The 12,651-nt window shown below is 44.9% G+C and carries 10 protein-coding genes and 2 tRNA genes; all 12 read right to left on the reverse strand.

Annotated features, from left to right (window positions below; all coding sequences use genetic code 11):
* Positions 1–63: 63 nt before the first annotated feature.
* Positions 64–135: transfer RNA gene (locus tag QNH36_RS23785), tRNA-Glu, on the reverse strand.
* 41 nt (positions 136–176) lie between these two features.
* Positions 177–252, reverse strand: a tRNA-Lys gene (locus tag QNH36_RS23790).
* Positions 253–756: 504 nt separating this feature from the next.
* A complete protein-coding gene (locus tag QNH36_RS23795) occupies positions 757–2,046 on the reverse strand; it encodes an adenylosuccinate synthase (protein WP_144479411.1) in 1,290 nt (429 codons plus the stop codon).
* A 191-nt stretch (positions 2,047–2,237) separates the two neighbouring features.
* Complete coding sequence (dnaB, locus tag QNH36_RS23800; RefSeq protein ID WP_144479413.1) at positions 2,238–3,602, reverse strand: replicative DNA helicase; 1,365 nt, start codon at positions 3,600–3,602, stop codon at positions 2,238–2,240.
* A 114-nt stretch (positions 3,603–3,716) separates the two neighbouring features.
* Positions 3,717–4,166 (reverse strand): 50S ribosomal protein L9, encoded by a 450-nt coding sequence (gene rplI / locus QNH36_RS23805; RefSeq protein WP_144479415.1) that lies wholly within the window; start codon positions 4,164–4,166, stop codon positions 3,717–3,719.
* Entirely contained in the window at positions 4,163–6,136 is a 1,974-nt protein-coding gene (locus QNH36_RS23810) for a DHH family phosphoesterase (RefSeq protein ID WP_144479417.1), read from the reverse strand. Before QNH36_RS23810 ends, rplI begins: the two co-directional genes overlap by 4 nt.
* A 30-nt stretch (positions 6,137–6,166) precedes the next feature.
* Positions 6,167–7,108 (reverse strand): YybS family protein, encoded by a 942-nt coding sequence (locus QNH36_RS23815; RefSeq protein WP_144479419.1) that lies wholly within the window; start codon positions 7,106–7,108, stop codon positions 6,167–6,169.
* A gap of 251 nt (positions 7,109–7,359) precedes the next feature.
* Positions 7,360–7,596: a 30S ribosomal protein S18 gene (gene rpsR, locus QNH36_RS23820; RefSeq protein WP_079507585.1), complete on the reverse strand. Its 237-nt coding sequence runs from the start codon at positions 7,594–7,596 to the stop codon at positions 7,360–7,362.
* Positions 7,597–7,646: 50 nt separating this feature from the next.
* Positions 7,647–8,132: a single-stranded DNA-binding protein gene (ssb, locus tag QNH36_RS23825; RefSeq protein WP_144479421.1), complete on the reverse strand. Its 486-nt coding sequence runs from the start codon at positions 8,130–8,132 to the stop codon at positions 7,647–7,649.
* A gap of 78 nt (positions 8,133–8,210) precedes the next feature.
* Positions 8,211–8,498: a 30S ribosomal protein S6 gene (gene rpsF / locus QNH36_RS23830; protein WP_144479423.1), complete on the reverse strand. Its 288-nt coding sequence runs from the start codon at positions 8,496–8,498 to the stop codon at positions 8,211–8,213.
* 248 nt (positions 8,499–8,746) lie between these two features.
* Positions 8,747–9,847 (reverse strand): redox-regulated ATPase YchF, encoded by a 1,101-nt coding sequence (ychF, locus tag QNH36_RS23835; RefSeq protein ID WP_283904427.1) that lies wholly within the window; start codon positions 9,845–9,847, stop codon positions 8,747–8,749.
* A gap of 730 nt (positions 9,848–10,577) precedes the next feature.
* A complete protein-coding gene (locus QNH36_RS23840) occupies positions 10,578–12,578 on the reverse strand; it encodes a molybdopterin-dependent oxidoreductase (RefSeq protein WP_283904428.1) in 2,001 nt (666 codons plus the stop codon).
* Positions 12,579–12,651: the final 73 nt, after the last annotated feature.

A 12,651-nucleotide genomic window follows, 5' to 3' on the forward strand; every position in this document is an offset into this window, starting at 1 on the left:
GCAACCTGCTCTACCGACTGAGCTACTGAGCCATAATAATATTCAATTAAATATGTAATAAGGTGACCCCTACGGGATTCGAACCCGTGTTACCGCCGTGAAAGGGCGGTGTCTTAACCGCTTGACCAAGGGGCCATATAAAAATAGCAACCAAAATGATTGACCTGAAAAAGCAATGGTGAGCCATGAAGGACTCGAACCTTCGACCCTCTGATTAAAAGTCAGATGCTCTACCGACTGAGCTAATGGCTCGCTATATAATCATCTTACTCCCATAACTGGGTTGGAGGTGGAACCTGTGCTCAAAAGACCTTCGGTATTTCTCGCAGGTTGCCGCTGAAGCATTTTCAGTGAAGTTAGCAACCCTCTACCGACTGAGCTAATGGCTCCTATAAATGTTTATCATTTTTTGTCGAATTAGTGACAACGTTGTTTATATTACCATAGCAATTTGTCTTTTGTATATATTTTTTATAAACTTTTTTTACTTTTTTCTTTTATCCTGCAATTCCCCTTCGAATTCAGTAGTAATTCTTCTGAATTTGAATATTTCTTGCTCGAAAATTACATAGTTACTGGCTAATTCCGCGAACATATGGACTATTCCCGCGAGTCAGACTGGCATTCCCGCGGAATCACACATTAATTCCGTGAATTCAACCCATAATTCCGCGACTTGGAAAACGGCTGGAAAACCGGCCGCAACAATAAAATAAGCCCCCGATCTCCATGATCAGGGGCTTATTTTTAGCTAAATTATGATCTCCAAGGGCTGCGCACGACGTTTGTCTGGGTGCGGTCTGGACCGACTGAGAAAATAGATAATGGAATACCTGTCAGCTGTGAAATGCGTTCGAGATAGTGTCTTGCATTTTCCGGCAGTTCATCGAGTGACTTCACGCCTGTGATGTCTTCGGTCCAGCCTGGCAGTTCTTCGTAGACTGGTTCGCATTCAGCGAGTGCCTTCAGGCTTGCAGGGAACTCTTCGATCAATTCACCTTTATAGCGATAGGCCACACAAATTTTAAGCGTTTCAATCCCAGTCAGAACATCGATGGAATTCAAGGATAGGTCCGTGATTCCGCTGACTCGGCGGGCATGGCGGACGACGACGCTGTCGAACCAGCCAACGCGGCGCGGGCGGCCTGTCGTTGTCCCGTACTCGCGGCCTACTTCACGAATCTGGTTTCCAATTTCATTGTCCAGTTCAGTTGGGAACGGACCATCACCTACGCGAGTCGTATAGGCTTTGGAAACACCTACAATATGAGTGATTTTCGTTGGCCCTACTCCAGACCCGATTGTCACTCCGCCAGCAACTGGATTGGAAGAGGTAACAAAGGGATATGTACCCTGGTCGATATCAAGCATTACTCCCTGTGCGCCTTCAAACAGCACTCGGCGGCCTTCGTCCAATGCATCATTTAAAACGACGGAAGTGTCAACAACATAATGCTTAATTTGCTGGCCATATTCATAATACTCATCCAGAATGTCCTCAATCTTGAATCCTTCTGTCTCATAAATGCGTTCAAGGAGGCGATTTTTTTCTTCAAGGTTGCGGGTAAGCTTTTCTTCAAATACTTCACGATCCAGCAAGTCAGCAATCCTGATTCCTATACGGGCAGCCTTGTCCATGTACGCTGGGCCGATCCCCTTTTTTGTCGTGCCAATCTTATTGGCACCCTTGCTTGCTTCTTCCACTTCATCAAGCTTCAGATGATATGGCAGGATAACATGGGCGCGGTTGCTGATTCGAAGATTGTCAGTGGAGACGTCCTTATCGTGAAGATAGGCAAGTTCCTTTACAAGTGCTTTTGGATCGACAACCATTCCGTTTCCGATGACGCTGATTTTCTCTTTATAAAAAATTCCTGATGGAATCAAATGCAGTTTATATGTTTCACCATTGAACTTGATTGTATGGCCTGCGTTGTTTCCCCCCTGATAACGGGCAATCACTTCGGCATTTTCTGAAAGGAAATCTGTGATTTTTCCCTTTCCTTCGTCTCCCCATTGTGTTCCAACTACTACTACGGATGACATATAAAAAGCACCTCCAAAGGTAATACGGTTATTTTTCCGTTTGAAACATATAAAGTTTACCAGTAATCATGGGGGTAAGTCAATAAAACACGAACATTAAATTTATATAACAATTCTTTCGTTCGTAAAATTAACTTGAATAATTGATTAAAGATAAAAAAAAGAGAATTAACCAAACTGGTCAATTCTCATTATGCCCCGGGTGGAGCGTACGATTCGTCATATCGGTTTTCAATGTTGACGAATTTATTGTATTCTTTTACAAAGGCTAGCTTCACGGTTCCTGTCGGGCCGTTACGCTGCTTGGCAATGATGATTTCGATGATATTCTTGTCTTCGGATTCCTTATCATAGTAATCATCACGATACAGGAACGCAACGATATCGGCATCCTGCTCGATTGATCCGGATTCACGGATATCGGACATCATCGGACGCTTGTCCTGACGTTGTTCCACGCCACGGGACAGCTGCGACAAGGCGATGACTGGAACCTGCAGTTCACGTGCCAGCTGCTTGAGGGAACGTGAGATTTCCGATACTTCCTGCTGGCGGTTTTCGCCAGCACGGCCGCTTCCAAGGATCAGCTGCAAGTAGTCGATCATGATCATGCCAAGACCTTGTTCCTGCTTTAGACGGCGGCATTTGGAACGGATATCAGTAATCCTGACACCCGGGGTATCATCAATGAAAATCCCTGCATTGGACAGGCTGCCCATTGCCATCGTCAGCTTGCCCCAGTCTTCATCATTTAGGGATCCAGTACGCAGTCTCTGGGCATCAATATTTCCCTCAGCACAGAGTACACGCATGACAAGCTGTTCCGCACCCATCTCCAAACTGAAAATCGCGACATTCTCCCCTGTCTTTTTCGCAACATTCTGGGCGATGTTCAGGGCGAACGCTGTTTTACCAACAGAAGGACGGGCACCCACGATGATCAGGTCATTCCGCTGGAAACCGGCGGTCATACGGTCAAGCTCAGCAAAACCAGTTTCCAGCCCGGTGATATCCCCTTTACGGTTATGCATTTCCTCGATATTATCATAAGTCCGGACAAGGACATCTTTTATATTGTGGAACGCCCCGCCGCCTTTGCGCTGGGCAACCTCCATGATGTTCTTTTCTGCCTCGGCCAGCAATGCTTCAACTTCATCTTCACGCATATAGCCATCTTCAGCAATGCCTGAAGCAGTGCGGATCAGCCTTCTCAGCAGCGATTTTTCTTCTACGATTCTAGCATAATACTCTATGTTTGCTGCAGTCGGCACGGACGCAGCCAATTCACTTAGATAGCTGACCCCTCCAACATCCTCAATCAGCTTGGAAGATGCCAGGTTCTCCGTGACAGTCACGAGGTCAATTGCTTTCCCTTTATCATTCAAATCCAGCATGACGCTGAATATTTTCTGGTGTGCCACACGATAAAAATCATCTGGTAACAGGATTTCTGAAGCAAGAGTTAAAGCTGATGGCTCTAAAAAAATTGCACCAAGTACGGCTTGTTCCGCTTCCATATTTTGCGGCGGAAGTCGATCCGCGAATAATTCACTCATCTGCCAGCCCCCTTACACAATTACTGTAATTGAAAAAAAGTGATCAGCTGAACCGATCACCTATTTCTGTAACTATATTATTTTATCATGTTTAAGACTATATGGAACTGTAAATTATTTTCCTTCTTTTACATGGACATTCAATGTTGCCTGAACTTCTTTATGAAGCTTTACAGGAACTTTTGTGTATCCTAGTGTGCGGATAGCATCCTGCATTTCGATTTTGCGCTTATCAAGCTTGATTTTATGCGCTTTTTGCAGTTCATCAGCAATCTGCTTGCTTGTGATTGAACCGAAAAGACGGCCGTCCTCACCGGACTTTGCAGATAATTCAACTGTTACTTTTTCCAGCTTTTCCTTCAATGCCTTCGCATCCTCAAGCTCCTGCTGGGCCATTTTCTCTTCTTTCTTCTGCTGTGCGCTCAGGGAACTCATTGCGGCCTGATTGGCTTCTACAGCAAGCCCCTGCTTGATCAGGAAGTTATGAGCATAGCCGTCTGCCACATTTTTGATTTCGCCTTTTTTGCCTTTTCCTTTAACGTCCTTCAAAAAGATTACTTTCATTCTTTTTGTCCCCCTTCTAAATAATCATCTATCGCATTTTGTAAAAGTGTTTCTGCCTCGTCCGTTGAAAGATCATACATTTGTGTTGCTGCATTGGTCAAATGCCCGCCGCCCTCGAGATTTTCCATGATGACCTGGACATTGACTTCACCTAATGATCTTGCGCTGATGCCAATCGTGGCTTCGGCTCTGCGGGATATAACAAATGACGCCTGTACACCATCCATCGTCAAAAGGGTGTCTGCTGCCTGTGCAATCAGGACATGGTCACAATAAATATCATCCGATCCTTTTGCAATGACAATGCCGTCACGGTAAAAATAAACATTTTCAATGATTCTTGCTCTTTTAATATAGGTATTAATATCTTCTTTTAAGAACTTCTGGACCAGAACAGTATCCGCCCCATGGCTTCGGAGGTAGGAAGCAGCATCGAATGTCCGTGCACCAGTCCTTAAAGTAAAGCTTTTTGTATCGACGATAATCCCTGCCAGTAAAGCAGTGGCCTCAAGCATCTGGATTCTTCCATTTTTCGGCTGGTATTCAAGCAATTCCGTAACGAGCTCTGCCGTCGAGGAAGCATAGGGCTCCATGTAGACAAGCAGCGGATTTTTGATAAACTCCTCGCCCCTGCGATGGTGGTCGATGACGATGACATTCTCAATCTTGTTCAATAGCTTTTCATCGATCACCAGTGACGGCTTATGCGTATCGACGACGACCAGCAAAGTGTCATCTGAGGCGATTTCATACGCCTGTTCCGGTGTGATGAAACGGGAGTAGAGATCTTCGTTTTGTTTAATCTCATCCATCAGGCGCTGTACACCTGTATCAATCTCGTTTTTATTATAGATAATGAACCCTTCACGCTTGTTCAGTTGGGCAACTTTAAGGATTCCGATTGCCGAACCGATCGCGTCCATATCCGGGTTCTTATGGCCCATGATCAAGACCTTGTCACTCTCGATGACGAGTTCCTTCAGTGCGTGGGAAATGACTCGTGCCCTTACCCTTGTACGCTTTTCAACAGGATTGGTCTTGCCTCCATAAAACTTCACTTTTCCATTAGGCTGCTTGATTGCCACCTGGTCACCGCCACGCCCCAAAGCAAGGTCCAAACTGGATTGTGCCTGTGTACCTAGCTCAGGAAGAGAAGAATATCCAGTGCCAACCCCAATACTTAAAGTTAAAGGAACGTTTTGCTTTGATGTCGTCTCCCTTACCTCATCAAGGATGGTGAATTTGCCTTTTTCCAGCAGCCGGAGGATATGCTCATTGAATACCGCGATAAAGCGCTCTGATGATACCCTTTTTAGGAAAACCCCATTATTGGTCGCCCATTTATTCAAAATCGAGGTCACCAAACTGTTCAGACTGCTTTTTGTCTGATCATCCATCCCCTGGGTCACTTCTTCATAATTATCAAGATAAATGATCGAGATGACTGTCCGTTCATCATGATACATTTTTTCAATTTCGGTCTGCTCGGTCACATCGAAAAAGTAGAGCAACCGCTCCTCAGGTTTATGGATGATCCTGAATTTGCGATCGTGAAGAGTGATGATTTCCGTTTCGACCTCTTGCTTGATCAATGGAATGACGGCATCGGCTACATCATACAGTGACTTTCCGACAAGCGAGTCTTCATTGAAACAGGAGGCAATGAAAGGGTTCGTCCACTCAATATAATAGTCATCATTGATTAGCATGATCCCGATCGGCATTTCCATCAAAGCCTCTTCGCCGACCTTTTTCACGCGGTAAGAAAGGGTGGAAATATACTCTTCCGTTTCTTCCTTTATTTTATGATTCACTTGAAAAATCAAATATACCAACAGGCCAGTGAGAATGAACCCTGCAGCCCCTATAATCCAGTTATAGAAAGACAGAAATCCAATTAGCACCAGTGTTACGGCCATCAATCCATACAATGGATAACGTATTTGCCGCCTCTCTAAATAAGAAGGCATGTGCTCAGCTCCTAAAGCGTTAGTTTCTGATTACTTCTTCTCTCCTAGACGTTTTCTTAAATCAAATCCTAAATCAATTATACCTAATATCCTCACAATATAAAGAACAAATGGCAGGAGGAACATCAGGACTATCACGATAATGGGGACAGCTTTCGTGTACCCTTTTATATGCGTGAAATAAAAAACGAACGCGATACCTTGAAGAACCATCAGCATTTGCAGGATGAACGAAAGATTGGATATCACCCAGAACCAATACGTCCCTTGTTCAGGCTGCATGACCAATGCAACGATCATCGTGATCAGATAGTACCATAGAATGCTTTTTGGAAGATTCAATTCCCTGAACGGACGCCATACAGGCACCTTGATGCCAAACCGTTTCATGAACGGAAATGAAGCAAGCTGAAGCAGGAACACAATTAAAAAGGAAGACATCACGAACATGCTTGGCACAAGTACTTCAATCATATCGACCATTGTTTCAAATTGTTTGATAAGCTTCTCATCAGGTGTCTGGCCCATTTGTTCAAGCATATTGATTGCCTGATCAACAGAGGAACGGAATACCGTCACCATTTCATCAATGAAATTGATGTTAAATAAAACGATCGACAAAGCATATTGTGCCACTAAATTCACTAGAAACACGACGGAACCGGCGATATAAACAGCAAACCTGCTTTTCCCTTCCCTCACCATATACCCCATGACTGCTCCTGTCGTTCCAAAAGCTAGAGCCAGTGGCATCGCCAGGAACGAACCAAGAATCATCGATAGCAAAACAGCCGCGAGTGTAAAGACAGCGGTGCTTTTCCAGTCATGCTTAGCCCCGAACATCAGGAACGGCAAGGAAAGAAAGAAATTCACGACCATTCCCAATCCGGGAATATACAAAGTAATTAACAACAAAACAGCAAAAATCGCCAACAGGATGGCACCCTCTGTCAGCTTGTATGTATTTTTCATATTTCACCTCATCTAAAAGCGTAAGCGCCTTGGATAGCCCTGACAAGCGTTCAAAGCGTATGCATCCTGATTATGCCCGACATCATTTCCAGATTGAAGACTTCCGGGCATGGCCACATCTAAAATAACCGATAAGAACTATTTTATCCTGTAAATTACGGACAAGCAACCAAAGCGGTATTATAGCTGGAAGAAAGGCAAAAGTAATATAAAAGGCAGCGGGAAGCCCCGCTGCCTTTTAAAACCGATCATTATTCGCCTGAAACGTATGGCAGTAATGCCATTTGACGAGAACGTTTGATTGCAACTGTCAATTTACGCTGATATTTAGCGCTAGTTCCAGTTACACGGCGTGGTAAAATTTTACCGCGCTCAGAGATGAATTTCTTAAGAAGATCAACATCTTTATAATCAATTTTAGTGATTCCGTTTGCTGTGAAGTAGCAAACTTTACGGCGTTTTGCACGTCCGCCTCTGCGTCCACCCATTGCCATGGTCATTTCCCTCCTTGTGTATTATATTTCATGTCCGAGTTATATTAGAATGGAAGATCATCATCTGAAATGTCGATCTGGCCGCCACCTGCAAATGGATCTTCATCTACTTTTGTATAACCTTGGTTCTGGCGTTGATTCTGATTCCCAAACGGGGAACCTTGATCATTTTGACGGGAATAACCGCTATCCCCTCTGTCTGAAGACTGTCCTTTTGGCTCAAGGAACTGAACACTCTCAGCAAGAACTTCTGTAACGTATACACGCTTACCATCTTGTCCTTCATAGCTGCGAGTCTGGACACGTCCGTCTACACCTGCAAGGCTGCCTTTCTTCAAGAAATTAGCAACGTTTTCAGCTGGACGGCGCCATACCACACAGTTAATGAAGTCTGCTTCTCTTTCCCCCTGCTGGTTGGTAAATGAACGATTTACCGCAAGCGTGAAAGTAGCAACTGCAACTCCATTAGGTGTGAAACGTAATTCAGGATCCTTGGTCAAACGGCCGACAAGAACGACACGATTCATCATCAGAATCAACTCCTTCCCCCCAGCATGGATGTTCCATGTGAAACACCTTCCGCTGAAAGTTTCTATTTATATCATTTATTATTCTTCTTCTTTAATTACGATGTGGCGAAGGATATCTTCGTTGATCTTAGCAAGACGAGAGAATTCCTCAACTGCTGCCGGAGTAGCGTTTACCTTAACAAGCTGGTAGTAGCCATCACGGAAATCATTGATTTCATAAGCTAGGCGGCGTTTGCCCCATTCCTTAGCTTCTGCAACTTCCGCACCGTTGTCTGTAAGGATTGTGCTGAAACGCTCAGTAAGAGCCTTTTTAGCTTCCTCTTCAATGTTTGGGCGGATGATGTACATAATTTCGTACTTTCTCATCACTGTCACCTCCTTTTGGTCTAAACGGCCCCATTACAGGGCAAGGAGTAATTGTTTAATTACTCACAAGATGAAATTATATCACAGAACCTATTCAAAAGCAACGCAATATGAAATGAAACTGCTTTTGCTGTTTCTGTGTCATAGAATTCTATAAGAAAATACTAACATATGTTCGCATTTTTGTCCAAGCTAATTTTAGCTAATTTTAAAAAATCAGCCCTGCATCTAGGCAGGACTGACTTTGATTATACATTAAAGCGGAAGTGGATGATGTCTCCGTCTTTCACTTCATACTCTTTACCCTCAAGGCGGACCTTTCCGGCTTCCTTGGCAGCTGTCATTGACCCCGCTGCAAGAAGGTCATCGTAGTGAACTGTTTCTGCGCGGATGAATCCTCGCTCGAAGTCAGAGTGGATGACGCCGGCACATTGAGGTGCCTTCATGCCGCGGCGGAATGTCCATGCGCGTACTTCCTGGACGCCGGCTGTGAAGTAGGTAGCCAGTCCAAGCAGGCTGTATGCTGCACGGATCAACTGGTCCAAACCTGATTCTTCAATTCCCAGCTCTTCAAGGAACATTTCCTTTTCTTCGCCTTCAAGCTCAGCAATCTCTTCCTCGATTTTCGCACTGATGACAATCACTTCCGCATTGTCCTTTTCTGCAAATTCGCGGACTTTCTGCACATACTCATTGTCGCTAGGGTCTGCGACATCTTCCTCGCCAACGTTGGCAACGTAAAGCATTGGCTTGATTGTCAATAAGTGAAGCTGCTTGACGATTTTCATTTCTTCTTCAGTGAATTCCACTGCGCGAGCTGGCTGTTCAGCTTCAAATGCTTCACGCAAACGTGCCAGAATCGGAAACTCAATAGAAGCTTCCTTATCTTTTTGTTTAGCCAATTTCTCAACACGGCTGATTCTTTTTTCAACAGATTCCATGTCAGCCAGAATCAATTCCAGGTTAATAACCTCAATATCAGATATTGGGTCTACTTTACCTGCAACGTGAGTAATATTGTCATCCGCAAAGCAGCGAACAACCTGACAGATTGCATCTACCTGGCGGATATGTGAAAGAAACTTGTTACCCAGTCCTTCACCCTTGCTCGCACCTTTAACGATGCCGGCAATGTCAGTGAATTCAAAAGCAGTCGGCACCGTCTTTTTCGGCTGGACCAGCTCAGTCAATTTAGTTAAACGATGATCAGGAACCTCGACGATTCCGACATTCGGGTCAATCGTACAGAACGGATAGTTGGCTGATTCAGCACCAGCCTGTGTGATCGCATTAAACAATGTTGACTTCCCGACGTTAGGAAGCCCAACAATACCTGCTGTTAAAGCCATCCATGTCACTCCTCTATTTAAAAATGTATCTATTCAAGCAAGAATCACCTAAACGATTTTTTCCTCTCACAATTATAGAGATTACAGGGGGAAAAGACAAGCTTGTAAAAAAGAGCAAGCCTCTTGGTGCCCTATTGAAGGGGAAATGTATGTCCTTTCCGCCTGAATGGTGACCTTATAGTGCTGAATTCGTCTGCATAAGGGTATCTTTTCGCTTGAATGATACCCTTATAGAGATGGATTCGCCCACATAAGGGTATCTTTCCGCTTGAATGGTACCCTTATAGAGATGGATTCGCCCACATAAGGGTATCTTTCCGCTTGAATGGTACCCTTATAGAGATGGATTTGCCCACATAAGGGTTTCTTTCCGCTTGAATGGTACCCTTATAGAGATGAAATTGACTGCATAAGGGTATCTTTCTGATTGAATGGTGACCTTATGGAGGTGGAATTGACTGCATAAGGGTATCTTTTCGCTTGAATGGTGACCTTATGGAGGTGGAATTGACTGCATAAGGGTATCTTTTCGCTTGAATGGTGACCTTTTAGAGCTGAAATTGACTGCATAAGGGTATCTTCTTGCCTGAATGGTACACTTATAGAGATAGATTTGCCCACATAAGGGTATCTTTCCACTCGAATGGTGTCCTCATGAAATTGGGATTGCTATCCTCTCCACCCAAATTAAAAAAACCGCACTCTCTATTAAAGTGCGGCAACCAATCCATCATCCTTTTTCCACTTTTTCAATATTGACCAGGCAATCATAAAGGGTGCTGCCGAGGCCGTTGTCTGATTCTCGGCTGGATGTCAGCTGGTTGACTGAGCCGCCGAAACGGGCGCTCAAGCCTTCATCGATATTAACCGTTCCCGGATGGGCCATTTTAAAAATGGAAACCGTCCCTTTCACTTCTCCTCTGTCGTTCCATACCCGCACATAATCCTGATCTTTCAAGCCTTTTTCGGCAGCGACGCTTTCGGCGATTTCCACTTTCAAATATGGTTCTGGCTGGAACAGGTGGAAATGTTGCGAATGGTTTGAACGCAGCGGATGAATCGTCAGCAATGTATAAGGGTATTTTTCAGCTAGCTCGGAATTGGTCCATTTTGTTTCGGTTGGCAGCGACAGCTTGATTTTTCCGTCCGCAACGGCGGATGAAGTGAATTCATACTTGCCGCTTGGCGTTTTGAAACTCCTGTCTGCCCAGGGAATTTTATCAACGGGAAGCTCAGCGAACTTTTCCACACGGATTTTATCAAGACTGATGCCCTTTTCAGTCAAAGCTGCAAGCCCCATGCCGATGAATTCTTCTCTGGTAAAATTAAATTCGTCCCCAAACCCTAATCTTGTTGCTAGTTCTTCCCAGATCCATGCGTCTGGCTTGGCCTCACCCGGCGGTTCTACAAGTTTTGGGCCATGGTTCACATAATGATGGTACATCGACGAATAATATACATCCTCCACTTCAAAAGCGGTCGCGGCTGGTAGAACATAATCAGCAAGTTCGGCTGTATCTGTCATGAACTGGTCAATCACGACGAGAGTTTCGAGCGATTCAAATGCCTTCCGAACCCGATTTGTGTCAGGAACCTGCGTCAGCGGGTTGCCGCAGGTGACGATCCCCATTTTGATTTCTGGATCCACAGCGCTAAGAATCCCCTCGGCCTGCCTCATCATCGTGAACGTGCGTGAAGCCTTCTTTTGTTCAGGCATCGCCATGTTCTGATAATCAAAGCTCTGCCCTACCTGTTTGTTGGCATAATTGGCTCCGCCGCCCGCAATTCCAATATTGCCGCTGACAGCGACCAGTGCGTCAAGAAGTCTAATCGTGTTGCCTCCATTTTCATAGCGCTGCATTCCAAGGCCCATGATCGTGGAAACCGGGCGGTCAGCATAAACCCCTGCAAGAAGGGTAATGATTTCGGCCGGAACCTCTGTCACTTGACTGATATATTCTAACGTCACGCTATCCAGCAGAGTCTTCAAGTCCTCGAACCCTACCGTCTGATTTGCCAAAAACTCAACGTCCTGCAGCTCCATCCGGAGCAACTCTTTCATGATGCCCGCCGCTAACAGCCCATCGAAGCCAGGCTTAATGGAGATATATTCATTCGCCAGCTTGGCAGTTGCATTATAAATAGGGTCAATTACATATATCTTCGTGCCATTTTTTTTCACAGCCTGGAGGTTCTGAAAAAGGTGCATATTCGTCCGGGCGACATTCCTGCCCCAGATGACGACATGTTTGCTATTTTCCAAATCCTCAGGTGCATGGCTGTACGCGTCACCGAAATCCCAGTTCTGTGCCTCAATACCAGAGCCCCAGCAGATTGAACCTGTCAATTCAGTCACTCCGCCATAAAGATTGAAAAAGCGGCTGTCTAAATTGGAAAGCAAACCACTGTTGGAGTAATCATGGCTGTGTAAAACGGAAATGGTACCAAAATTATCTTTATAATAGGCCAGTTTTTCAGCAATTTCACCTAACGCCTGCTCCCAGGAAATCTGCTGGAATCTGCCCTCGATTTTTTTCAGTGGATAGAGCAAGCGATCTTCTGAGTTCGCCCTGTTCTCAAGCATCCTGCCGCGGCCGCAAATTTTGCCCTGGGTAATAGGGTGCTCGGGGTTGCCTTCTACCTTTGTTACTTTTCCGTCCTCCACGGTAACAAGGAACCCGCAGCTGTCCCAGCAATTCAACGGACAGGCTGAATGATGTACTGTTGCCATTTCCTCATCTCCCCACTTCTTCTCTATATCGTTCATTAATTTTAATACTAAGGATAATACAATATTGATAAAA

The sequence above is a fragment of the Mesobacillus sp. AQ2 genome (genome assembly GCF_030122805.1).
GTDB classification, from domain to species: Bacteria; Bacillota; Bacilli; order Bacillales; family Cytobacillaceae; genus Mesobacillus; species Mesobacillus oceanisediminis_A.